Source organism: Pseudomonas sp. DL (assembly GCF_047199225.1).
GTDB lineage: Bacteria > Pseudomonadota > Gammaproteobacteria > Pseudomonadales > Pseudomonadaceae > Pseudomonas > Pseudomonas aeruginosa.
Window position 1 is genome coordinate 3,955,855 of the sequence record NZ_CP178323.1, and the last position, 22,441, is coordinate 3,978,295.

20 protein-coding genes are annotated in these 22,441 nt (G+C 66.8%); 14 read left to right on the forward strand and 6 right to left on the reverse strand.

Annotation, left to right across the window (positions count from 1 at the left end):
• Positions 1 to 427 precede the first annotated feature (427 nt).
• A complete protein-coding gene (locus ACI766_RS18350) occupies positions 428 to 1,120 on the forward strand; it encodes a helix-turn-helix transcriptional regulator (RefSeq protein ID WP_003082787.1) in 693 nt (230 codons plus the stop codon).
• A 65-nt stretch (positions 1,121 to 1,185) separates the two neighbouring features.
• A complete protein-coding gene (locus ACI766_RS18355; protein ID WP_016561700.1) occupies positions 1,186 to 2,751 on the forward strand; it encodes an Orn/Lys/Arg decarboxylase N-terminal domain-containing protein in 1,566 nt (521 codons plus the stop codon).
• Positions 2,752 to 2,761: 10 nt separating this feature from the next.
• On the opposite strand, the gene ACI766_RS18360 is transcribed toward ACI766_RS18355, so the two are convergent.
• The 3 genes from ACI766_RS18360 to pagP form a co-directional block, all read right to left on the reverse strand.
• Positions 2,762 to 4,351 carry a RimK family protein gene (locus tag ACI766_RS18360; protein ID WP_016263738.1) on the reverse strand — a complete coding sequence of 530 codons (1,590 nt, stop codon included), beginning with the start codon at positions 4,349 to 4,351 and terminating at the stop codon, positions 2,762 to 2,764.
• 183 nt (positions 4,352 to 4,534) lie between these two features.
• Positions 4,535 to 5,329, reverse strand: coding sequence for an SDR family NAD(P)-dependent oxidoreductase (locus ACI766_RS18365; protein WP_010793963.1), 795 nt, complete (start codon positions 5,327 to 5,329; stop codon positions 4,535 to 4,537).
• A 95-nt stretch (positions 5,330 to 5,424) separates the two neighbouring features.
• Positions 5,425 to 5,883: a palmitoyltransferase PagP gene (gene pagP / locus ACI766_RS18370; RefSeq protein WP_003082771.1), complete on the reverse strand. Its 459-nt coding sequence runs from the start codon at positions 5,881 to 5,883 to the stop codon at positions 5,425 to 5,427.
• 451 nt (positions 5,884 to 6,334) lie between these two features.
• On the opposite strand from pagP, the gene ACI766_RS18375 reads away from it, so the two are divergent.
• The 10 genes from ACI766_RS18375 to ACI766_RS18420 all read left to right on the forward strand — a co-directional run bounded on the left by ACI766_RS18375 (position 6,335) and on the right by ACI766_RS18420 (position 17,674).
• Positions 6,335 to 7,243: a glutamate/aspartate ABC transporter substrate-binding protein gene (locus ACI766_RS18375; RefSeq protein WP_003082770.1), complete on the forward strand. Its 909-nt coding sequence runs from the start codon at positions 6,335 to 6,337 to the stop codon at positions 7,241 to 7,243.
• Positions 7,244 to 7,445: 202 nt separating this feature from the next.
• Positions 7,446 to 8,192, forward strand: coding sequence for an amino acid ABC transporter permease (locus ACI766_RS18380; protein WP_003082767.1), 747 nt, complete (start codon positions 7,446 to 7,448; stop codon positions 8,190 to 8,192).
• The gene (locus ACI766_RS18385) at positions 8,189 to 8,857 is read left to right on the forward strand and encodes an amino acid ABC transporter permease (RefSeq protein ID WP_003082765.1); all 669 of its coding nucleotides are present in this window, start codon (positions 8,189 to 8,191) and stop codon (positions 8,855 to 8,857) included. The genes ACI766_RS18380 and ACI766_RS18385 overlap by 4 nt, the downstream gene beginning before the upstream one ends.
• On the forward strand, positions 8,854 to 9,588 hold the full coding sequence (locus ACI766_RS18390) for an amino acid ABC transporter ATP-binding protein (protein WP_003082761.1): 735 nt from the start codon (positions 8,854 to 8,856) through the stop codon (positions 9,586 to 9,588). Before ACI766_RS18385 ends, ACI766_RS18390 begins: the two co-directional genes overlap by 4 nt.
• Positions 9,589 to 9,665: 77 nt before the next feature.
• Positions 9,666 to 11,339: a gamma-glutamyltransferase gene (gene ggt, locus ACI766_RS18395; RefSeq protein ID WP_003086881.1), complete on the forward strand. Its 1,674-nt coding sequence runs from the start codon at positions 9,666 to 9,668 to the stop codon at positions 11,337 to 11,339.
• A gap of 85 nt (positions 11,340 to 11,424) precedes the next feature.
• Positions 11,425 to 12,513, forward strand: a complete 1,089-nt coding sequence (locus tag ACI766_RS18400; protein WP_003104093.1) for an asparaginase — start codon at positions 11,425 to 11,427, stop codon at positions 12,511 to 12,513.
• Between the two features lie 95 nt (positions 12,514 to 12,608).
• Complete coding sequence (locus ACI766_RS18405) at positions 12,609 to 14,510, forward strand: sensor histidine kinase (protein ID WP_003115580.1); 1,902 nt, start codon at positions 12,609 to 12,611, stop codon at positions 14,508 to 14,510.
• Between the two features lie 44 nt (positions 14,511 to 14,554).
• On the forward strand, positions 14,555 to 15,832 hold the full coding sequence (locus ACI766_RS18410) for a sigma-54-dependent transcriptional regulator (protein ID WP_003082756.1): 1,278 nt from the start codon (positions 14,555 to 14,557) through the stop codon (positions 15,830 to 15,832).
• Positions 15,833 to 16,160: 328 nt separating this feature from the next.
• Positions 16,161 to 17,273 (forward strand): alkene reductase, encoded by a 1,113-nt coding sequence (locus ACI766_RS18415; protein WP_003449515.1) that lies wholly within the window; start codon positions 16,161 to 16,163, stop codon positions 17,271 to 17,273.
• Positions 17,274 to 17,467: 194 nt separating this feature from the next.
• Positions 17,468 to 17,674 (forward strand): hypothetical protein, encoded by a 207-nt coding sequence (locus ACI766_RS18420; RefSeq protein WP_003086874.1) that lies wholly within the window; start codon positions 17,468 to 17,470, stop codon positions 17,672 to 17,674.
• A gap of 5 nt (positions 17,675 to 17,679) precedes the next feature.
• On the opposite strand, the gene ACI766_RS18425 is transcribed toward ACI766_RS18420, so the two are convergent.
• Positions 17,680 to 18,303, reverse strand: a complete 624-nt coding sequence (locus tag ACI766_RS18425; protein ID WP_003449511.1) for a class I SAM-dependent DNA methyltransferase — start codon at positions 18,301 to 18,303, stop codon at positions 17,680 to 17,682.
• 325 nt (positions 18,304 to 18,628) lie between these two features.
• On the opposite strand from ACI766_RS18425, the gene ACI766_RS18430 reads away from it, so the two are divergent.
• Positions 18,629 to 20,176 carry a TerC family protein gene (locus ACI766_RS18430; protein ID WP_003082751.1) on the forward strand — a complete coding sequence of 516 codons (1,548 nt, stop codon included), beginning with the start codon at positions 18,629 to 18,631 and terminating at the stop codon, positions 20,174 to 20,176.
• Between the two features lie 55 nt (positions 20,177 to 20,231).
• On the opposite strand, the gene ACI766_RS18435 is transcribed toward ACI766_RS18430, so the two are convergent.
• Both ACI766_RS18435 and ACI766_RS18440 read right to left on the reverse strand, forming a co-directional pair.
• A complete protein-coding gene (locus ACI766_RS18435) occupies positions 20,232 to 21,011 on the reverse strand; it encodes an SDR family oxidoreductase (RefSeq protein WP_003112376.1) in 780 nt (259 codons plus the stop codon).
• 5 nt (positions 21,012 to 21,016) lie between these two features.
• Positions 21,017 to 21,448 carry a GlcG/HbpS family heme-binding protein gene (locus tag ACI766_RS18440; protein ID WP_004348825.1) on the reverse strand — a complete coding sequence of 144 codons (432 nt, stop codon included), beginning with the start codon at positions 21,446 to 21,448 and terminating at the stop codon, positions 21,017 to 21,019.
• An 84-nt stretch (positions 21,449 to 21,532) separates the two neighbouring features.
• Here ACI766_RS18440 and ACI766_RS18445 point away from each other — a divergent pair, with 84 nt between their 5' ends.
• A complete protein-coding gene (locus tag ACI766_RS18445) occupies positions 21,533 to 22,441 on the forward strand; it encodes a LysR family transcriptional regulator (protein WP_003109254.1) in 909 nt (302 codons plus the stop codon).

Consider the following 22,441-nt stretch of genomic DNA (forward strand, 5'->3'; position numbering starts at 1 on the left):
CCTCGATAGGCCTCGGGACTTCCACCATAGCCGCGCAACGGCCCCGGCGAGCGAAGTACGGACCGGTGGCATCGCGCATTGGAAAAAGGGAATTCCTGGAATTGTTCGATAGGACCCTGGCCACCTCCGTCAGCTGTCAATCGACTTTTCGAACAACGCGCCCGCCCCCTATTAGAACAGCGCAAAAAAACTCGATCAAAAGTACAGCCTGGGCATGAGGTCGCGGATATAACCTGAAATCGAATTGCGCCCCGGCGTAGTTGCTCGGGTAACACTTCGCAGACGCAGGAGTCGAACGCCACCGAAAAGAAGATAGCACTTGCCAGAGAAACTTCCGCAGGACCCAACGAACATCCCGGCACGCACTCGCCTCGCCATCTTTCTTCCATTCAAAGACCCGCCCACATGTAAATGAGTGGAGTAGCCAATGACGCTATTGGATATCGAAAAGCTGCTGGACATGACTCACCACATGTCGGTGCACATTCCCATCGAACTGATCATTTCCTGGGAGCAGAGCGAAGAGGCCTGGAGTGTGAAAGACAACTGTCTCAACTTCGTCTATGTCAATCGTCGCTATACCGAACTGATCACCCCGCGGTTCGGCCAGAAGAACTCCCTGCTGTCCCCCTTCAGTGCCAGCATCGAAGAGCACGACAAGCTGGTCATCCAGACCGGCAAGCGCATCGAGGCCCTGGCGCTACTCAGGCCGGACGACCATCCGGCGCCCTGCTGCCTGTACTTCGAGCGCATGCCGCTGTATGACCGGCGCGGCAACCGCACCGGGGTGATCGCCCATGCCAAGACCCTGACCTCGGTCGCCCCGCGCGGCTTCATCGCCACCGACGGCATCGGTACCTTCACCTTCACGCCCCCCTCGGAGTTGTTCACCTCGCGCGAATGGGACGTGATCTACCTGCTGCTTTCCGGCCTCTCGGAAAAAGAAATAGCCGAACAGATCAGCCGCTCCCTGAGTACCGTCAAGTTCCACAAGAGCAACATCTTCCAGAAGGTCGGTTGCAGTTGCATCGGCGCCTTCAAGGCACTCGCCCGGCAAAAGAAGTGGAACTTCTATATCCCGCCGACCTTCGCCAGCGCCAAGTACATCATCAATCACTAGTCGCGCCTCGCGAGAGCCTTCGGCGTGCCGGGCGACGCTTTTGCCGGCGAAACCGAGCGGTTCGAATGGACAAGGACAACAGCATGTCTCGAAACAATCCTTCGCGTCATTCAATACTCGTCACTTCCAACATAAACGCGGCCAATGATGCGAATCGTCTTTCCGAGCTTTGTCGACAACTGGAAATACGCGGCTATCGACTCTTCCAGGCGCCAAGCCGCAAGGTCGCCCTGGATTTTCTCGGCAACGCCGCGCACCCCGCCGGCATCCTCCTGCTCGTCGCGGAGCCGACAGGCGAGAACGAAGCCGCACAATTAGCGGCGCTCGATGAACTCCGCCAGGTCGCGCCGTCCATCCCGCTGTTCCTGTTGTTTCGTCAACTGCGCATCGAGCAGTTGTCCAGCCAGCTACTGGACGAGGTCCAGGGATGCTTCAACCTGGCCGCCGGCCCCGCACGCTTCATCGCCGAGCGCATCGACAGCGACCTGCGTGAATGGCGCGCCCCGGCGGGCCCCAGGCGGCTGCGCGACTATGCCCCGCCGGTCCCGCGCACGCCGGTGAGCGCCCGCTACAACGGCCGCGCACGCCTCGATCTGGCGCCGGCCAAGCAGTGGCGGATCGGCTCGGAGAGCACCGCGGAGCACCTGGCGACGCCGCTGAACGACCTCTCCACGGCCTACCGCAAGACGTCCGCAGGAGCCCCGGCGGCGCACGCCGGCGACATCGCCGAGGCCTTTCGCCGGGCGCTCTGGGAAGCCGCCGCGCGGCTCGCCAGGGAGGATGGCGATACGTGGTTCTTCGAGATACTGCGGGGCAACCCGGGGCCTGGCATCGAGGCCGGCCGGGAGACGCCGGCGAAGCGCTGGCACGGGCTCGCCGAGACACTCGACAGCAGTCCTCTGCTGGACCCGCTGCGCGTCGCCCTGAGCGCCCCCGGCCTCGATTCGCGCGGTCGCCCGGCCAGCTTCGGAGTACCCGCCGCGGTGGTCTGCCGCTACCTGCGCCGGCACGGCATCGCCCCGTTGCGCACCGGCGACTATCGCTTCCTGCTGCTGTTTCCCCAGGGCGCCAGGGCGGAACACGCGCAGCCGCTGGTGGACAGGCTGTGCGAATTCAAACGCCGGCACGACGACAATGCGCCGCTGAAGCAGGTGTTGCCGGAGTTGCTCGACAGCTCGCCGCTGTACCGCTACATCGGCCTGCGCGAACTCTGCGCGATGATCCACGAAGCCAGCCTGCGGCTGCACCTGACCGCCCTCGCCGACGCCGCCGCCAGGGCTGCCGGCCACGCCGCGCTGGCGCCGGCCACGGTCTATGGGCACCTGGTCAGGGACGAAACCGAAGCGGTGGCGATCGACAGGCTCGGCGGCCGTGTGGTCGCCAGCCTGGTCGGCGTCCATCCGGCGGCCGCGCCGCTGCTGTTGCCCGGCGAACGGGTGGCCGATGAATCGCCGGCGCTGATCGACTACCTGCTGGCCTTGCAGGCCTTCGGCGAGCACTTTCCCGGTTTCGCTCCCGAGTTGCAGGGCATCGAGATCGATGAGCGCGGCCGCTACCGGGTCCGTTGCGTCAGGCCGGCCGCCCTCGCCCGCGGCTCCGGCCTGCGCCTGGCCACGCGCCGGCCGGACTGAGGCGCGCCGTTCAGCGTAGCGCCTTGCTCAACTGGCCACGGTGCTTGAGTTCCAGGCGCTGGACGAAGGCCTGGAGGATGCGCCGGTAGAGTTCGTCGCCGAGCTGGCCGTCCTCGACGCCGGCATCGATATTCGGGTTGTCGTTGACCTCGATGACCAGCACCTTGTCGCCGGCCTGCTTCAGGTCCACCCCGTAGAGGCCGTCGCCGATCAGCCCGGCGGCCTCCAGGGCCAGCTCCAGCACCGCCGGCGGCACCTGCTCCAGCGGCACGGCGCGGCACTCGCCGTTGACGTCCTGGCCGTCGGCCTTGTGGTTGTAGATCTGCCAGTGGCCGCGCGACATGAAGTACTGGCAGGCGTACAGCGGTTGGCGGTCGAGCACGCCGATGCGCCAGTCGTACTCGGTGTAGAAGAACTCCTGGGCCAGCAACAGGACCGAGCGCTCGAACAGCTCGCTCGCCGCCGCCAGCAGTTCGCTGTCGTCGTTGACCTTGACCACGCCACGGGAGAAGCAGCCATCGGGAATCTTCAGCACCAGCGGGAAGCCCAGGCGCCGGGCCACCCGCTGCCAGTCCTGCGGGCGTTCCTTGTAGAGGATCTCGGTGAGCGGCATGCCCAGTTGCCGGCAACCAAGCAGGTCGGCCAGGTAGACCTTGTTGGTGCAGCGCAGGATCGATGCCGGATCGTCCATCACCACCAGGCCTTCGCGCTCGGCCTTCTCGGCGAAGCGATAGGTATGGTGGTCGACCCGGGTGGTCTCGCGGATCAGCAGGGCGTCGAACTCGGCCAGGCGCGCGTAGTCCTTGCGTCCGATCAGTTCGACGTCGATGCCGAGGCTGGCGCCGACCCGTACGAAGTTGGCCAGCGCCTGCGGGTTGGACGGCGGCAGCGCTTCGTCGGGATCGTGGAGGATCGCCATGTCGTAGCGTGCCACCCGCCGCGAACGCGGCATGCGCCAGGCGCGCCGGCTGAAACCGTCGAGGGCATCGGCGAAGACATCCTCCTGGTCGCTGCGCAAGCGGTTCAGCACGCCAGGGCGCACGCCCTCGATATGCCAGCCCTGCTGGCGACGGAACTCCACCAGCAGGATCGGACAGGGAAAGGCTTCGAACAACTGGCGCGCGAGGTCGGCCAGCGGCTCGAACTCGGTATGGCCGAAATACAGGGTCAGGGTGAAGCCGTCGGTGGCGCCATAGGGCGTACGGCACAGCGCCTTGTCCAGGGCCTTGTCGAGGCCACCCAGGGCCAGCCCGTACACCGACTTGCGAGCCAGTTCGCTGATGCAGCGCAGCGACGGGATCACCCGGTGGCCACGGGCCTCGGCCAGCAGCGAACAGTAGTAGCCGAGGCCGAGGTACTTGTAGCCGCGGCACAGGTTGATCACCTGCACGCGGCGGCCGCCGTGGTCGTGCGCCGATTGCTCGAGGTATTCCTGGGCGGTGAGTACTTCCTCGCTGGGCAGGTAGGAGGCCCAGTCCTCGCGTCGCTCGACGACGATCATCAGGCGGCTGCCGAGGTCGGCGAGAGCCGGCGGTCGGGGTTGCTCGACGGGGGTCATGCGGAGCGACCCGTCGAGGGTGGCTAACGAGGCAGCTGACATGAGTGGCGGTATCCTCTGAATGACGGTACCTGCCGTTCTAGACCTGCCGGCGCCTCCTGTCGCGCCTCGTTACGCAAGCTTTACGAGCGCCGCCGCCAGACGCCGGCGCGGCAACCGGCCAGGGCCGCCGGGTACCGCGCCGCGAGTGCCGAGGAGCATTTTTACGCTGGCGTTGCGCGCTCGTCAGGCCAGGCTGTCGAGCACCCCGCCGTCGACCCGCAGGGCCGCGCCGGTGGTCGCCGAGGCCTGGGTCGAGCAGGTGTAGACCACCAGGTTGGCGACTTCCTCGGGCGTCGCCAGGCGCTGGATGATCGAACTGGAACGGTGCTGCCGGACAAAGGCGGTGCCGGCCTCTTCTATGCTCTGCCCGGCCTTCTGCGCATCCTCGCGAAGCATCTCGGCGACGCCTTCGGTGAGGGTCGGTCCGGGCAGCACCGCATTCACCGTCACCCCGGTGCCGGCCAGGCGCTTGGCCAGGCCGCGCGACACCGAGAGGTTGGCGGTCTTGCTGAAGCCGTAGTGGATCATGTCCGCCGGGATGTTCAACGCCGATTCCGAAGACAGGAACACCACTCGCCCCCAACCGCGCTCGACCATTCCCGGGACGTAGGCGCGGGCCAGGCGCACCCCGGACATCACGTTGACCTCGAAGAAGCGGCTCCACTCGGCGTCCTCGATGTCGAAGAAGTCCTTCAGCTCGAAGATGCCCAGGTTGTTGACCAGGATGTCCGCCTTCGGCTCGGCCGCAACGAAAGCCGCGCAGCCTTCCGCCGTGCCCAGGTCGCCGGCGACGCCGCGTACCCTGGCATCCGGCTGGCCGTTCCGGATCGCCGTGATCGCACGGTCCACCGCCGCCTGGCTGCGTCCGTTGACCACCACGGTGGCGCCGGCGGCGGCGAGGCCGCTGGCGATGGCGAAGCCGATGCCGGCGGTGGAACCGCTGACGATTGCCAGTTTGTCGCTCAGATCGATCTGCATGGGAGTCTCCTGTCGAGTGACGAACCGCTCAGGAACGCGGCTCGGGGAACAGACGACAGCCTAGACCAGCCAGCGTTCCGTGCCCGTTCCTGGCCTCAGAGACGCAGGCCGAGGTTGATCATCGCCGCCGAATTGCCCAGCAGCACCAGCTCGCTGCCCAGCGGGCCGAAGCGAACGCCCACCGAGGGGATGATCGCCGGCGCGACGCCGAAGCGGTTCAGCGGGATCTTGTCGCGGTATTCGCCGCGATAGCCCTGCAACAGGCCGCCGGTGAGCTTCAGGTAGACCGGGTAGCTGTCACTGTCGAAGCGCTTGCCCAGGTAGGCGTAGTTGGAGCGCTGGCTGAACGAGTTGCGGAAGGTCGCGCCGCCGGCCAGCACGCCATCGGCGCGGTTGTATTCGAGGCCGAGCAGGTCCTGGTGATTGTTGTGTTCCGGATCCGGGTTGAAATGCCGGGTGTAGACGCTGGTCTGCAGGTACCAGAAGTCGCCGTCGTCGGCAGCCCAGGCAGGTGCGGCGAGCACGGCCAGCAGGCTCAGGATGAGATAGCGCATGGGGACTCCAGGCGGCCGTCGCCAGGTAAGGAAGGCAAGACGTGACGGCTTGCGCCTCGCAGCGTGAATTCTGCTGAACCCGGCCTGAATCGGGCCTGAACGAAGCCTGAACAATTTCTGAACGAACCGTCAGAAAAACCCGGAATGGCTCAAGAACGGACCTCGGCGAAACGTTCGGAAAACCGAACGCCATGCCCCGAAAATATTCGGAAGAGCGGACGAAAGGCCATTTCGGGGCATTTTCATCCAAATTTAATTTCTTTTACTTTCAATTAGTTAGGCTAAAAAAAGCCGGATTTCATAAGCTGGCATGCATCCTGCCACTACACTGTTCGGCAAGCACGATACTCTCGTGGCTTCCCCCGCCGGGGAAAACCGCGAAACACCCTGTCCCGGAGAGGCCAGGCGCTCGCGGCTCAATAAAAATCAAAACAAGTCGAGGAAGAAATTCATGCGTATCGCTCCCAGTCTGCTGAGCACCGCCATCGTGGCCGCTCTGTTGTCCGCTCCGGTCGTCGCTGACGAGCTCACCGGCACGCTGAAGAAGATCAAGGAAACCGGCACCATCACCCTCGGTCACCGTGACGCTTCGATTCCCTTCTCCTACCTCGGCACCGAGCCGGGCAAGCCGATCGGCTACTCCCACGACCTGCAACTGAAAGTGGTCGAGGCGGTGAAGAAGGAACTCAACCTCCCCGAGCTGAAGGTCCGCTATAACCTGGTCACCTCGCAGACCCGCATCCCGCTGGTGCAGAACGGCACCGTGGACATCGAGTGCGGCTCCACCACCAACAACGAAGAGCGCCAGAAGCAGGTCGACTTCTCCGTCGGCATCTTCGAGGTCGGCACCCGCCTGCTGTCGAAGAAGACCGCCAACATCAAGGACTTCGACGACCTCAAGGGCAAGAACGTGGTGACCACCGCCGGCACCACCTCCGAGCGCCTGCTCAAGGCCATGAACGCGGACAAGAAGATGGGCATGAACATCATCTCCGCCAAGGACCACGGCGAGTCCTTCATGATGCTCGAGTCCGGCCGCGCGGTGGCCTTCATGATGGACGACGCGCTGCTCTACGGCGAAATGGCCAAGGCCAAGAAGCCGGACGACTGGGTCGTCGGCGGCACCCCGCAGTCCTTCGAGATCTACGGCTGCATGGTGCGCAAGGGCGACGCGGCGTTCAAGAAAGTGGTCGACAAGGCCATCACCGATACCTACGCCTCCGGCGAGGTCAACAAGATCTACGACAAGTGGTTCACCCAGCCGATCCCGCCGAAGGGCCTGAACCTCAACTTCCCCATGAGCGAAGAGCTGAAGAAGCTGATCGCCAGCCCGACCGACAAGGCCGCCGAGCAGATGTAACGAGCGCCTGGCGTTCCTCCCGGAGCGCCAGCGCTTCGCGCGTCGCCCCCGCCTCGCAGCGGGGCCTCGGGGACGCGGGAGGGGCCTGCCCCTCCCCAGCCGTCTCCCCCGGAAGAGCAGCGCCGCCGGCCCGCACGGCCGCGCCGGCGCCTGCCTTCCCCGCCAGTGTCTGCAACCGATTGAACCGAGGGGAAACCCCAACATGAATTACAACTGGGACTGGGGCGTGTTCTTCAAGTCCACCGGGATCGGCAGCGAAACCTACCTCGACTGGTACATCGCCGGTCTGGGCTGGACCATCGCCATCGCCCTGGTCGGCTGGATCATCGCCCTGGCGCTGGGCTCGCTGCTCGGCGTCATGCGCACCGTGCCGAACCGCCTGGTATCGGGGATCGCCACCGCCTACGTGGAAATCTTCCGCAACGTGCCGCTGCTGGTGCAGCTGTTCATCTGGTACTTCCTGGTACCCGACCTGCTGCCCGAGGGCCTGCAGACCTGGTTCAAGCAGGACCTCAACCCGACCACCTCGGCCTACCTCAGCGTGGTCGTCTGCCTCGGCCTGTTCACCGCCGCGCGGGTCTGCGAGCAGGTGCGCACCGGCATCCAGGCGCTGCCCTACGGGCAGACCTCGGCGGCCCGCGCGATGGGCTTCCGCCTGCCGCAGATCTACCGCCACGTGCTGCTGCCGCAGGCCTTCCGGATCATCATCCCGCCGCTGACCTCGGAGTTCCTCAACATCTTCAAGAACTCCTCGGTGGCGTCGCTGATCGGCCTGATGGAGCTGCTGGCGCAGACCAAGCAGACTGCCGAGTTCTCCGCCAACCTGTTCGAGGCCTTCACCCTGGCCACGCTGATCTACTTCACGCTGAACATGAGCCTGATGCTGATCATGCGCCTGGTGGAGAGAAAGGTCGCCGTACCGGGCCTGATCTCCGTAGGAGGTAAATGATGGACTTCAGTGGAATCGTTCCCGCCCTGCCGAGCCTCTGGGAAGGCATGCTGATGACCCTCAAGCTGATGGTCCTCGGCGTCCTCGGCGGCGTCGCGCTGGGTACCGTGCTGGCGCTGATGCGGCTGTCGCACAGCAAGTTGCTGTCGAACATCGCCGGCTTCTACGTCAACTACTTCCGCTCGATCCCGCTGCTGCTGGTGATCACCTGGTTCTACTTCGCGGTGCCCTTCATCCTGCGCTGGATCACCGGCGAGGACACCCCGGTGGGGGCGTTCACCTCCTGCCTGGTGGCCTTCATGATGTTCGAGGCGGCCTACTACTGCGAGATCGTCCGCGCCGGCATCCAGGCCATCCCGAAAGGCCAGATGGGCGCCGCCCAGGCACTGGGCATGACCTACGGGCAGACCATGCGCCTGGTGATCCTGCCGCAGGCGTTCCGCAAGATGACCCCGCTGCTGCTGCAACAGAGCATCATCCTGTTCCAGGACACCTCGCTGGTCTATACCGTCGGCCTGATGGACTTCCTCAATTCGGCCCGTTCGCGCGGCGACATCATCGGCCAGGCCAACGAGTTCCTGATTTTCGCCGGCCTGGTCTACTTCGTCGTAAGCTTCACCGCCTCGTTCGCCGTCAAACGTCTGCAGAAAAGGTTAACCGTATGATTTCCATCAAGAATGTCAGCAAGTGGTATGGCGACTTCCAGGTCCTGACCGACTGCTCCACCGAGGTTGCGAAAGGCGAAGTGGTGGTGGTCTGCGGGCCGTCGGGCTCGGGCAAGTCGACCCTGATCAAGTGCGTCAACGCACTGGAACCCTTCCAGAAGGGCGACATCGTCGTCGACGGCACCTCCATCGCCGATCCGAAGACCAACCTGCCCAAGCTGCGCTCGCGGGTCGGCATGGTGTTCCAGCATTTCGAGCTGTTTCCCCACCTGAGCATCACCGAGAACCTGACCATCGCGCAGATCAAGGTACTCGGCCGCAGCAAGGAAGAAGCCACCAAGAAGGGCCTGGCCCTGCTCGAGCGCGTCGGTCTCAAGGAGCACGCGCACAAGCACCCCGGCCAGCTCTCCGGCGGCCAGCAGCAGCGCGTGGCGATCGCCCGCGCGCTGGCGATGGACCCGGTGGTGATGCTGTTCGACGAGCCGACCTCGGCGCTCGACCCGGAAATGGTCAACGAAGTGCTCGACGTGATGGTCCAGCTGGCCCACGAAGGCATGACCATGATGTGCGTGACCCACGAGATGGGCTTCGCGCGCAAGGTCGCCAACCGGGTGATCTTCATGGACCGCGGGCAGATCGTGGAAGACTGCGAGAAGGAGGAGTTCTTCGGCGACGTCAGCGCCCGCTCCGAACGTGCCCAGCAGTTCCTCGCCAAGATCCTCCCGCACTGATGTACCCGCCCTCGCCGGCCCGCCCGGCGGGGGCCTGCTCCACCCTCGCCTGCGATAACAATAAATAGGGAAAGCCCATGCAACCTGTGCTCTTCAGAACCCTGTCCCTCGGCGTCGCCATTGCCGCCGCATCCTCCTCGGCCTTCGCCGCCACGCTCGACGGCGGCGCCGTCGCCGCGCCCGACGAGTACGGCGCCAAGGTCGCCGCGCAGATCCTCAAGGCCGGCGGCAACGCGGTGGACGCCGCGGTGGCCACCGCCTTCACCCTGGCGGTCACCTACCCCGAGGCCGGCAACATCGGCGGCGGCGGCTTCATGACCCTGTACATGGACGGCAAGCCGTACTTCCTCGACTACCGCGAGGTGGCGCCGAAGGCCGCGAGCAAGACCATGTACCTGGACGACAAGGGCGAGGTGATCGAGAACCTCAGCCTGGTCGGCGCCAAGGCCGCCGGCGTGCCGGGCACCGTGATGGGCCTCTGGGAAGCCCACAAGCGGTTCGGCAAGCTGCCCTGGAGCGAGCTGCTGACCCCGGCCATCGGCTACGCGCAAAAGGGCTTCAAGGTCGCCGACAAGCAGTTCCAGTACCGCCAGGACGCCGTCGCCCTGTTCAACGGCAAGACCAACTTCGGCGACTACTTCGGCCACATGAAGGCCGGCGAGGCGTTCCTCCAGCCGGACCTGGCGAAGACCCTGGAGCGTATCGCCGACAAGGGACCGGACGAGTTCTACAAAGGCCATACCGCCGACCTGCTGGTGGCACAGATGCAGCAGGACAAGGGACTGATCACCCACCAGGACCTCGCCGACTACAAGGTCAGGTGGCGCGAACCGATGCGCGTCGACTGGCAGGGCAACACGCTCTATACCGCGCCGCTGCCAAGCTCCGGCGGGATCGCCCTGGCCCAGTTGCTGGGCATCAAGGAAAACCGTGCCGCCGACTTCAAGGGCGTCGAGCTGAACTCCGCGCGCTACATCCACCTGCTGGCGGAGATCGAGAAACGCGTGTTCGCCGACCGCGCCGACTACCTCGGCGACCCGGACTTCTCCAAGGTCCCGGTGGCGCGCCTGACCGATCCGGCATACCTGAAGCAGCGTGCCGCCGAGGTCAATCCGACGGCGATCTCGCCGACCGAGAAGGTCCGTCCCGGCCTGGAGCCGCACCAGACCACGCACTTCTCCATCGTCGACGCCGACGGCAACGCGGTGAGCAACACCTACACCCTCAACTGGGACTTCGGCAGCGGCGTGGTGGTCAAGGGCGCCGGCTTCCTGCTCAACGACGAGATGGACGACTTCAGCGCCAAACCGGGCGTGGCCAACGCCTTCGGCGTGGTCGGCAGCGACGCCAACGCCATCGAGCCGGGCAAGCGCATGCTCTCCTCGATGAGCCCGAGCATCGTCACCCGCGACGGCAAGGTCAGCCTGGTGGTCGGCACTCCCGGCGGCTCGCGGATCTTCACCTCGATCTTCCAGGTGCTGAACAACATCTACGACTTCCACCTGCCGCTGGAGAAGGCCGTGGCCGCGCAGCGCGTGCACCACCAGTTGCTGCCCAAGGACACGATCTACTACGACGCCTACGCGCCGCTCGCCGGCAAGGTCGCCGAGGAGCTGAAGGCGATGGGCTACACCCTGGAGGACCAGGGCTGGAACATGGGCGATATCCAGGCCATCCGCGTCGACGGCAAGGCCCTGGAGACCGCCTCCGATCCCCGTGGCCGCGGCGTCGGCCTGGTGGTGAAACCCTGACAGGACGGCGGGCGGCCGACGCCGCCCGCGCCTGATTGCGTGCAACGACGATAACCCTACCAACCTACCGACACGAGATATCGCCATGAAGCCATTGCTCCACGCGTTCGCCCCCGGTGTTATGGCCCTGATGCTCCTGCTGCCGCAGGCCGCCCAGGCCAAGGAAGTCGCACCGCAACAGAAACTGTCCAACGTGGTCATCCTGGCCACCGGCGGCACCATCGCCGGCGCCGGCGCCAGCGCCGCCAACAGCGCCACCTACACCGCCGCCAAGGTGCCGGTCGACCAGTTGCTGGCCAGCGTGCCGCAGCTCAAGGACATCGCCAACGTCCGCGGCGAACAGGTGTTCCAGATCGCCTCGGAAAGCTTCACCAACGAGAACCTGCTGGAACTGGGCAAGACCGTCGCCAAGCTGGCCGATAGCGACGACGTCGACGGCATCGTGATCACCCACGGTACCGACACCCTGGAAGAGACCGCCTACTTCCTGACCCTGGTCGAGCACACCGAGAAGCCTATCGTGGTGGTCGGCTCGATGCGCCCGGGCACCGCGATGTCCGCCGACGGCATGCTCAACCTGTACAACGCCGTGGCGGTGGCCGGCGACAAGTCGGCACGCGGCAAGGGCGTGCTGATCACCATGAACGACGAGATCCTCTCCGGCCGCGACGCGAGCAAGATGGTCAACATCAAGACCGAAGCGTTCAAGAGCCCGTGGGGCCCGCTGGGCATGGTGGTCGAGGGCAAGAGCTACTGGTTCCGCGCACCGGTGAAGCGGCACACGGTGAACTCCGAGTTCGACATCAAGCAGATCTCCGCGCTGGCTCCGGTGGAAATCGCCTACAGCTACGGCAACGTCAGCGACACCGCCTACAAGGCCCTGGCCCAGGCCGGCGCCAAGGCGATCATCCATGCCGGCACCGGCAACGGCTCGGTGCCCGCGCGCGTGGTGCCGACCCTGCAGGAACTGCGCAAGCAGGGCGTGCAGATCATCCGCTCCTCGCACGTCAATGCCGGCGGCTTCGTCCTGCGCAACGCCGAGCAGCCGGACGACAAGAACGACTGGATCGTCGCCCACGACCTGAACCCGCAGAAGGCGCGCATCCTGGCCGCGGTCGCGATGACCAAGACCCAGGACAGCAAGGAGCTGCAACGGATCTTCTGGGAATACTGAGTGAACCCTTCCGGCGCCGCCTGCCGGCCGTGCCGGAAAACCGCCCGCTCCGCCGCCCATCGTGGCGGCGGGCTGGCCTAGCCGCGACGACTGTGATGGAATCCCCCGACCCGCCCTGCAGCGTACCTCCGTCACTGACCGTGAAGCCCCGCCTCGTCCGCCAGTTGCTGCTCCCCATTCCCCTGCTCCTGCTGATGCTCGGCTTCGGCTACGGCGGCTACCGGATCAGCGAGAGCGCCGGCATCCGTGCCCTCGCCGAGAATGGCGAACGCCAGCTGGAGCTGCATGCACGGACGGTCGAGAGCGAGATCAGCAAGTACACCTACCTGCCCAGCCTGCTGGAGCTGGAGCGCAGCGTCAGTCACCTGCTCACCGACCCGACGCCATACCGGCGCAACCAGGTCAACGCCTACCTCGAAGGCCTCAACCGCCGCGCCGGCAGCCGCGCGGTGTACCTGCTGGACACCAACGGCCGGGTCCTGGCCACCAGCAACTGGAGCGACCCGGACAGCTACCTCGGCGAGGACCTGTCGTTCCGCGCCTACTGGCAGGACGCGATGAAGGGCAAGCCGGGCCGCTTCTACGGCATCGGCAGCACCCGCGGCGAGCCGGGCTACTACCTGGCCCACGGCCTGGTCCACGGCGGCCGGATCATCGGCGTGGCGGTGGTCAAGGTGAAGATGGACGCCCTCGAGGAACGCTGGGAGAAGGCGCGCCTGGAAGCCTTCGTCAGCGACGAGAACGGCATCATCATCCTCTCCAGCAACCCCGCCCTGCGCCTGAAGGCGGTGCGCTCCCTGAGCGCCGACGACAAGGAGCGCCTGGCGCGCAGCATGCAGTACTACTGGTGGGCGCTGAACGAGTGGCAACCGCTGCAGCGCGAGCCGCTGGCCGCCGGTGTGGAGAAGCTCAGCTTCCCCGCCGATGAGCAGCATCCGCGCGGCGAAGCGGTCACCTACCTGGCGCAGACCCGCGCGCTGAACGACACACCGTGGAACCTGACCCTGCTCAGCCCGCTGGAAGACCTGCGCCGCGACGCGGTACGCAACGGCATGCTGGCCGCCATCGGTTTCGCCCTCCTGGCATTCCTGCTGATCGCCTGGAACGAGCGGCGCAAGGTACTCGCCACCCGCCTCGCCGCGCGCGAGGCGCTGCAACGGGCCAACGGCGAGCTGGAAGTGAAGATCGCCGAACGTACCGCCGACCTGCAGGCCAGCAACGCACGCCTGACCGCCGAGATCCACGAGCGCCAGCAGGCCGAGGACACCCTGCGCAAGGCCCAGGACGAACTGGTCCAGGCCGGCAAGCTGGCGGTGATCGGGCAGATGTCCACCAGCATCGCCCACGAACTCAACCAACCGCTGGCGGCGCTGCGTACGCTGTCCGGCAACACCGTGCGCTTCCTCCAGCGCGGCAAGCTGGAGACCGCCAGCACCAACCTCGCCACCATCAACGAACTGGTCGACCGCATGGGCCGCATCACCGCCAGCCTGCGTGCCTTCGCCCGGCGCAGCGACGACGCCGGCCAGGCCAGCCTGGCCAAGGCGGTGGACGCGGCGCTGCTGATCCTGCACGGGCGCCTGGAGCAGGACCCGCCGACCCTGCACCGGCATTTCGACGACGTGCGCCTGGGCATCGACCAGACCCGCCTGGAACAGATCCTGGTCAACCTGCTGGCCAACGCCCTCGACGCCATGAGCGGGCAGGCCGACCGCCAGCTCTGGCTGGAAGGCCGGCGCGAGGAGGAGCGCTACGTCCTGCGCGTGCGCGACAACGGCCCCGGTATCCCGCCGGCGGCGCGCGTCCACCTGTTCGAACCCTTCTTCACCACCAAGCCCGGCGAACATGGCCTGGGCCTCGGCCTGACCCTCTCGGCCAGCCTGGCCACCGCCGCCGGCGGCAGCCTCAGCGTGCAGCACCCCGAAAGCGGCGGAACCGCCTTCGAGCTGAGCCTGTCCCTGGTTCCCGATTCCCCGACTGCGAGTCCCGCCCGATGAACGAGCCGCTTTCCGTCCTGATCGTCGAAGACGATCCGCATGTCTTGCTCGGCTGCCAGCAGGCGCTGGAGCTGGAGGACATCCCCTGCATCGGCGTCGGCAGCGCCGAGGAGGCGCTGCAACGGGTCGACCGCGACTTCGCCGGCATCGTCGTCAGCGACATCCGCCTGCCCGGCATCGACGGCCTGACCCTGCTGGAGCGTCTCAAGGCCCTCGACCCGAGCCTGCCGGTGGTGCTGATCACCGGTCACGGCGACATCTCCATGGCGGTACAGGCGATGCACGCCGGCGCCTACGACTTCATGGAGAAGCCCTTCTCTCCGGAACGCCTGGTCGAGGTCGCCCGCCGCGCCCTGGAGCAGCGCGGGCTGGCCCGCGAGGTCAGCGCGCTGCGTCGCCAGTTGGCCGGCCGCCAGGACCTGGCGCAACGGATCATCGGCCGCTCGCCGGCGATCCAGGCGTTGCGCGAGCTGATCGCCAACGTCGGCGACACCTCGGCCAACGTGCTGATCCTCGGCGAGACCGGCACCGGCAAGGAGCTGGTGGCGCGTTGCCTCCACGACTATAGCCGGCGCCACCAGCATGCCTTCGTCGCGCTGAACTGCGGCGGCCTGCCGGAGAACCTGTTCGACAGCGAGATATTCGGCCACGAGGCGCACGCCTTCACCGGTGCCAACAAGCGGCGGATCGGCAAGATCGAGCATGCCAACGGCGGCACGCTGTTCCTCGACGAGATCGAGAGCATGCCGGTCAACCTGCAGATCAAGCTGCTGCGGGTGTTGCAGGAACACACCCTGGAACGCCTCGGCTCGAACCAGTCGATCCCGGTGGACTGCCGGGTGATCGCGGCGACCAAGGCAGACCTCGCCGCCATGGGCAAGAGCGGCCAGTTCCGCAGCGACCTCTACTACCGGCTCAACGTGGTGAGCCTGGAACTGCCGGCGCTGCGCGACCGCCGCGAGGACATCCTGCTGCTCTTCGAACACTTCCTCCAGCAGTCCTCGCTGCGCTTCGACCGCCCCGCGCCGGAACTCGACCGTGCCACCGTGGCCAGCCTGATGGCCCACGACTGGCCGGGCAACGTACGCGAACTGCGCAACGTCGCCGAACGCTTCGCCCTCGGCCTGCCGGTGTTCAACAAGGGCGGCCAGGCCGTACAGACCGGCGGCCCGCGCTTCGCCGAAGCGGTGGAGGCATTCGAGAAGGCCCTGCTCGGCGACGCCCTGGCCCGCCACCACGGCAACCTGACCCAGGCCAGCCAGGACCTGGGCATGGCCAAGACCACACTGTTCGACAAGGTGAAGAAGTACGGCCTGCAATAGGCCGGAGCGCCCTCTTCGCCCTGCCCGCCTGGCGCAGGGCGCGATGCTTCATCCGACATTTCTCACCCGCCTGCGATTCCGCTCGGCGGATAACGCCGGGGGCGTTATTCGCCCTACCCGCCTGACGCAGCGCGTCATAGGCCATTCCTCCTCCCTCGGTGCGCCCTACCCGCCGGTGTGGGGAACGCGCTATCCGGGCATTCATGAATTGAACTCAAGTGTCATTTTCCCCGGCAGCGGTTTTTCGCACGAATCGTTCCGCCAATAATGCGCCCACCTTCTTCCAGTACGCCGCGCCGCGGCCGGCCTCACGAGCGAGATCGCCATCATGCTGTTCAGCCCCTATGCCCTTGGCCACCTGACCCTCCCCAATCGCATCGTCATGCCGCCGATGACCCGTTCCCGCGCCGCCAGTGGCGAAGTCGCCACCGCGCTGATGGCCGAGTACTACAGCCAGCGCGCCGGCGCCGGCCTGATTGTTTCCGAAGGCACCCAGATCAGCCGGCAGGGCCAGGGCTACGCCTGGACACCGGGCATCCACAGCGCCGAGCAGGTCGCCGGCTGGCGCCAGGTCACCGACGCGGTGCACGCCGCCGGCGGGCGCATCTTCGCCCAGCTCTGGCACGTCGGCAGGGTCTCGCACACCTCGCTGCAACCGGGCAACGCCGCCCCGGTGTCCTCCTCGGCGCTGGTGGCCGAAGGCGTGAAGGTCTTCGTCGATCCCCAGGGCCGCGGAGCGCAGGCCGGCGGCGGCGAGATGGTCCAGCACTCGGCGCCGCGCGCACTGGCCGTGGAGGAAATCCGGGAGATCGTCGCCGACTATGCCCAGGCCGCACGCAACGCCCTCGACGCCGGCTTCGACGGGGTCGAACTGCACGGCGCCAACGGCTACCTGATCAACCAGTTCATCGACTCCCAGGCCAATGCGCGCAACGACCAATACGGCGGCTCGCTGGAGAACCGCCTGCGCTTCCTCCGCGAAGTCGCCGAGGCGGTCACCGCGGTGGTCGGCAGGGAGCGCATCGGCGTGCGCCTGGCGCCGCTGACCACCCTGCAGGGCGCGGTCGACGACACCCCGCAAGCCACCTACCTGGCCGCGGCGCGGCTACTGGACGAGATCCGCGTGGCCTACATCCACATCGCCGAGGCCGACTGGGAAGACGCCCCGGCCATGCCGGCGGCGTTCAAGGAAGCGTTGCGCATCGTCTACCGTGGCAGCCTGATCTACTCCGGCATGTACACCAAGGCGCGCGCCGAGGAAGCCCTGGCCAGGGGCTGGGCCGACCTGATCGGCTTCGGCCGGCCGTTCATCGCCAACCCCGACCTGCCCTACCGCCTGGAGCACGACCTGGCGCTGGCCGACGGCGACCGCTCGACCTACTTCGGTGGCGGCGCCGCCGGCTACACCGACTACCCGAGCCTGCCGCAGGCGGCCGGTTGAACCCCCTAGCCGACCGGACCGCGAGCGCGCGGCCGGTTGGCGAAACATGCCGCCACAACCTCGCCTTTGGTCGACTAGAACCCACGGCTGGCGGGACCTAGACTCAATTCGCCAGATATTCATTATTAATAGGCCTGATTTCCTGGACAGGGGGGACCACCGATAGCATCGAGGAACATTTCGAGGAATCCGCCATGAGCAAGTCCCTGATCGTCTCCCTGGCCGCCAGCCTGGTCGTCCTGGCCGGTTGCGCCAACCCGCCGCGCAGCGTCGAACGCCCCTACAGCGACGCCGAAATCAAGTCCTACGCCCTCGACAGCCTGGAACGCAGCGACCTCTCGCCGAAGCGCCTCGACCAGTACCGCAGCGTGCTCGGCACGCCGCACCGGCAGACCCTGTAGCGCCTTCAGACGGGGCGCCGCCAGACGCTCGCCAGCCAGGGCTGCTGCTCGCGCGGCAGGCCCGGCGGCCGGTAGTAGTGCTCCAGCTCGACGAAACCGGCTTCCTCCAGTAGGCGTTTCCAGGCCGGGTAATCGTGGTAGGCACCGTAGCGTTGGCCATTCCAGCCCTCGCGGTTGTCGCCGCGCGGGTTGGAGCTGAACAGCACGCCGCCCGGCCGCAGCGCTTCGAAGAGTTCGCCGAGCACCCGCGGCAAGGCGCTGCCGGGCACATGGAACAGGCTGGCGTTGGCGAAGATGCCGTCGAAGTGCCCGGCCGGCAGTCGCAGCGCCAGGAAATTCTGTTGCCATACCTCGCAACCGCTGTCGGCCCTGGCCATCTCGACGAAGCGCGGCGTGCCTTCGAGTCCCACCGGCTGGTGGCCGAGGCGGCGGAAGGTGGCCAGGTCGCGCCCGGGACCGCAGCCGAAATCGAGGATCCGGTACGGCGGCGACCCGTCGATATGGCGCAGCAGCGCCTCGACGTTCTGGCTCACGTCATGGCCGCGGGTGCCCTCGCGGAAGCCTTCGGCGTTGCGCTGGTAGTCGGCCAGGGTGGTGGCGGTGATCGCGTCGAAATCCTCGGTGCTCATGTCTGCTCGCAGTGGCGGGGTTCCGCCCAGTCTAGCGCCGGCACGGGTTTCGCCTAAGGTTTTGTAATAGTTTCCCGCTGTGGCGAGGGCCCGCGACACAGTAGGATCGACTTCCCTTTGACTCTCAATGGCCATCATGACCACCCTTTCGGAGCCCCCCAGTCGTCCTTCCGGACAACCCTCCCCGCTTCGCCTTCGCCACCTGCGTCCGCCCCTCGACGCCGAATCCCTCGCCTCGTCCCCCTCCGTCACCGCCGGCTGCCGCAGCCGCGCCGTGCAGCGTCGCGCCAGCGCGACGGCCAGCCGGACCGGGAGGTAAGCGCACATGGAATGGATAGCTGACCCGACTGCCTGGCTCGGCCTGGCGACCCTGATCGTGCTGGAGATCGTCCTCGGCATCGACAACCTGGTGTTCATCGCGATCCTCGCCGACAAGCTGCCGCCGCACCTGCGCGACCGCGCCAGGGTCCTCGGCCTGTCGCTGGCGCTGCTGATGCGCCTGGGCCTGCTGGCGAGCATCTCGTGGATGGTGACCCTCACCGAGCCGCTGTTCGAGGTATTCGGCAAGAGCTTCTCCGGCCGCGACCTGATCATGCTGTTCGGTGGCGTGTTCCTGCTGTTCAAGGCCACCATGGAGCTGCACGAACGCCTCGAAGGCCATGTCGCCCAGCACGCCGGCAACAAGACCTACGCGCTGTTCTGGCCGATCGTCGCGCAGATCGTGGTGCTCGACGCGGTGTTCTCGCTCGACGCGGTGATCACCGCGGTGGGCATGGTCGAGCACCTGGAAGTGATGATGATCGCGGTGATCGTCTCCATCGGCCTGATGATCGTCGCCAGCAAGCCGCTGACCCGCTTCGTCAATCGTCACCCGACGGTGATCATGCTGTGCCTGGGCTTCCTGATGATGATCGGCTTCAGCCTGACCGCCGAGGGCCTGGGCTTCCATATCCCGAAAGGCTACCTGTACGCGGCCATCGGCTTCTCGATCCTCATCGAGGTGTTCAACCAGGTCGCCCGCAAGCGCCGCAAGAAGAGCCTGCAGGGCCACCGCCCGCTGCGCGCGCGTACCGCCCATGCGGTGCTGCGCCTGCTCGGCGGCCAGCGCCTGGAGGCCGACGAGGTCGGCGAGGAAGTCGCCGACCTGTTCGAGGAGGGCGACGACCAGGTGGTCTTCGACCGCCGCGAGCGGGTGATGATCAGCGGCGTGCTGCAATTGGCCGAGAAGCCCATCCGCAGCCTGATGACGGTACGCGCCGAGGTCGACTGCATCGACCTCGACAGCGGCCGCGAGGCGATCCGCGCGGCGCTGCTCGAATCGTCCTACTCGCGCCTGCCGCTGGTGCGCGACGGGCGCGTCGAGGAGCCGCTGGGCTACGTGCACAAGAAGGAACTGCTCAAGGAGCTGCTCGCCGGCGCCCAGCCGGACCTGGAAAGCCTGGCCCGCCAGCCGCTCAACCTGTTGCAGGACTGCTCGATCCTCAACGCCCTGGAGCAGATGCGCGAGGCCTCGACCCACGTGGCCTTCGTGGTCAACGAGTTCGGCGAGTTCATCGGCCTGCTGACCCTGACCGACATTCTCGAATCCATCGCCGGCGAGCTGCCCGACGCCAGTGAGATCGACGGTCCGGACGTGGTCGAGGAGAACGACGGCTATCTGGTCAGCGGTGCCATGAACCTCAGCCAGGTGCGTCGACGCGTGGGGTTCGACGCGCGCGCCACGGAGGACTACCAGACCCTCGCCGGGCTGGTGATGAGCCTGCTCGACCGCCTGCCGGTGATCGGCGACCGCCTGCAGTGGCAGGACTGGGAACTGCGGGTGGTGGAAGTGGAAGAACGCCGGGTGACCCGGGTCCTGCTGCGCAGGGGCTGAGCGAAGCGGCGGCCGCCGATCCGGCCGCCGTCCTCCCCGGCGCAGCGGCAGACCGCTACAGGCGGCGCTGCCAGGCCTGCGCCTGCTCGTCCTTCACCACCTCGACGAAAGCTTGCGGCAACAGGGTGCGGAACGGGCCTTCGTCAGCCTCGGCCAGCTCGACCATCCGCGCGATCATTTCCTCCGGATCGTACTGCTCGAAGGGAAAGCGCACGCCGCTGTGGTCGGTGAAGTGGCGCTGCGGGTCGTACCAGCGTTTCCAGGTTTCCATCATGCGATCGTTGAAGCCGGTCTGGTACGGGCCGGGATTGATGGTGCCAACCTGGATGCCGAACGGCTTCAGTTCGGCATGCAGGGCCTCGGCGAAGGCCTCCAGGGCATGCTTGGAGGCGCAGTAGGGGCCGGTATAGGGTCCGGTGATCAGGCCGGCGATGGACGACACGAAGAGCACCTTGCCGCCACGCTTCTGCTCGACCATGCGCCGGACGAAACCCTGGGTCAGTTCCAGGTTGGCGAACACGTTGGTCTCGAACAGCGCGCGCACCAGTTCCAGCGGGATCTCCGCGCTTGCCCCGGCCTCGGCGCTGCCGGCGTTGTTCAGCAGCACGTCGATATCCCATTCCCAGGCGCGTTCGCGATCGGCGGCGACGGTGATGTCGAGGGTTTCCACCCGCAGCGGGACGCCACGCCGCCCGGCCTCTTCGCGCAGGTCGGCGGCCTGCCCGGCGCCGCGCACGCCGGCGATCGTCCGATGGCCGCGGGCGGCCAGGCGCAACGCCACTTCCCGACCGAAGCCGCTGCCGGCCCCGGTCACCAGGATTCGCTTCTGTTTCATCTCGATTACCTCTGGATTGTTGCCATGGCCACGGCGGCCTCGGCGATGGATTGGTCCTGGGCCGCGCTGGCGCCGGAGACGCCGACGCCACCCAGGCAGGAAACGCCGGCATCGCCCAGCGGCATGCCGCCGGCGAAGCAGGCCAGCCCGCCGTTGCTCTGCTCGATGCTCCACAACGGCTGGCCCGGCCCGGCGAGTCGGCCCAGCTCGCCGCTGGGCAGGCGGAACAGCGCGGCGCTGCGCGCCTTGCGCTGGGCCAGGTCGATGGCGCCGGGAACGCTGTCGTCCATCCGTACGAACGCCAGCAGGTTGGCGTGGGCGTCAACCACCGCGACGCAGACCGCCAGGCGCTGCCGCTGCGCTTCGGCAATGGCCGCCGCGATGCAGCGTTGGGCATGTTGCAGAGACAGGTGGGTAGACATGGCCGGCGTCCTCATCGAGTGCTTGCGGGCCAGTCTAGAAAGGTCGAAGCTTTAACAGAACCGGCCTTCTCCTACGTAGACTTTCAAGTTTTTCTAACAATGAATCGACGCGATCCCCTCGCCGGCCTGCACGTCTTCAGGCAGGTCGCCGACACCGGCAGCTTCACCCGCGCCGCCGCCCTGCTCGGGGTGACGCCGGCAGCGGTGAGCCAGGCGATCAACCAACTGGAAGCCGAGCTGCGTCTCAAGCTGTTCCACCGCACCACCCGCGGGGTCAGCCTGAGCGAGGCCGGGCAGCGCTACCACGAACAGACCGAACAGCCCTACCGCGACCTGGTGCGCGCCCGCGAAGCGCTCGGCGAAAGCCTCGCGGAACCCTCCGGGCAGCTGCGCATCAGCGCCCTGCACCTGGCGAAGAACCTGGTGATCGCACCGATGCTCAACGAGTTCGTGCGACGCTACCCGAAGGTACAACTGGAGATCCGCTACGAGGACCAGTTGGTGGATATCGTCAGGGAACGACTGGATGCCGGCATCCGCCTGGCCGACGCCCTGCAGCCGGGCATGGTCGGGGTGCAACTGACAGCGCCGCTGGCGTGCCTGCTGGTGGCCACTCCGGCCTACCTCGCAGAGCACGGTACGCCGGCCAGCGTCGCCGACCTCGATGGGCATGCCGCCGTGCGCTTCCGTTTCCCGCGCAGCGGCCGCCTGCACAAGTGGCGCTTGCGGGAAGACGGGCGGGAACTGGAAGTGGACCTGCCGGCACGCTTCGTCAGCACCGACACCGAGGCAATCATCGAGGCGGCCCGCGCCGGCGCAGGGATCGCCCAGGCATTCATCCGCGAGCGGGTCGCCGCGGACCTCGCCGCCGGGCGCCTGGTGGAAGTGCTGCCTGGCAGTTGCCTGCCGCTGCCGCCGATGTGGCTGTATTACCTGAACCGCCGCCACGTACCGGCCAAGCTGCGCGCCTTCATCGAACTGCTACGCGAGTGGCGGCAGCCGGCCTGA

What these genes read in the sequence shown, in the direction of transcription:
- ACI766_RS18430 (WP_003082751.1), top strand. Translation starts at nt 18,629, where the DNA reads ATGGAATGGATAGCTGACCCGACTGCCTGGCTCGGCCTGGCGACCCTG.
- ACI766_RS18425 (WP_003449511.1), bottom strand. Translation starts at nt 18,303, where the DNA reads ATGAGCACCGAGGATTTCGACGCGATCACCGCCACCACCCTGGCCGAC.
- ACI766_RS18440 (WP_004348825.1), bottom strand. Translation starts at nt 21,448, where the DNA reads ATGAGGACGCCGGCCATGTCTACCCACCTGTCTCTGCAACATGCCCAA.
- ACI766_RS18385 (WP_003082765.1), top strand. Translation starts at nt 8,189, where the DNA reads ATGATGGACTTCAGTGGAATCGTTCCCGCCCTGCCGAGCCTCTGGGAA.
- ACI766_RS18415 (WP_003449515.1), top strand. Translation starts at nt 16,161, where the DNA reads ATGCTGTTCAGCCCCTATGCCCTTGGCCACCTGACCCTCCCCAATCGC.
- pagP (WP_003082771.1), bottom strand. Translation starts at nt 5,883, where the DNA reads ATGCGCTATCTCATCCTGAGCCTGCTGGCCGTGCTCGCCGCACCTGCC.
- ggt (WP_003086881.1), top strand. Translation starts at nt 9,666, where the DNA reads ATGCAACCTGTGCTCTTCAGAACCCTGTCCCTCGGCGTCGCCATTGCC.
- ACI766_RS18350 (WP_003082787.1), top strand. Translation starts at nt 428, where the DNA reads ATGACGCTATTGGATATCGAAAAGCTGCTGGACATGACTCACCACATG.
- ACI766_RS18445 (WP_003109254.1), top strand. Translation starts at nt 21,533, where the DNA reads ATGAATCGACGCGATCCCCTCGCCGGCCTGCACGTCTTCAGGCAGGTC.
- ACI766_RS18375 (WP_003082770.1), top strand. Translation starts at nt 6,335, where the DNA reads ATGCGTATCGCTCCCAGTCTGCTGAGCACCGCCATCGTGGCCGCTCTG.
- ACI766_RS18400 (WP_003104093.1), top strand. Translation starts at nt 11,425, where the DNA reads ATGAAGCCATTGCTCCACGCGTTCGCCCCCGGTGTTATGGCCCTGATG.
- ACI766_RS18355 (WP_016561700.1), top strand. Translation starts at nt 1,186, where the DNA reads ATGGACAAGGACAACAGCATGTCTCGAAACAATCCTTCGCGTCATTCA.
- ACI766_RS18405 (WP_003115580.1), top strand. Translation starts at nt 12,609, where the DNA reads ATGGAATCCCCCGACCCGCCCTGCAGCGTACCTCCGTCACTGACCGTG.
- ACI766_RS18420 (WP_003086874.1), top strand. Translation starts at nt 17,468, where the DNA reads ATGAGCAAGTCCCTGATCGTCTCCCTGGCCGCCAGCCTGGTCGTCCTG.
- ACI766_RS18435 (WP_003112376.1), bottom strand. Translation starts at nt 21,011, where the DNA reads ATGAAACAGAAGCGAATCCTGGTGACCGGGGCCGGCAGCGGCTTCGGT.
- ACI766_RS18390 (WP_003082761.1), top strand. Translation starts at nt 8,854, where the DNA reads ATGATTTCCATCAAGAATGTCAGCAAGTGGTATGGCGACTTCCAGGTC.
- ACI766_RS18365 (WP_010793963.1), bottom strand. Translation starts at nt 5,329, where the DNA reads ATGCAGATCGATCTGAGCGACAAACTGGCAATCGTCAGCGGTTCCACC.
- ACI766_RS18380 (WP_003082767.1), top strand. Translation starts at nt 7,446, where the DNA reads ATGAATTACAACTGGGACTGGGGCGTGTTCTTCAAGTCCACCGGGATC.
- ACI766_RS18360 (WP_016263738.1), bottom strand. Translation starts at nt 4,351, where the DNA reads ATGTCAGCTGCCTCGTTAGCCACCCTCGACGGGTCGCTCCGCATGACC.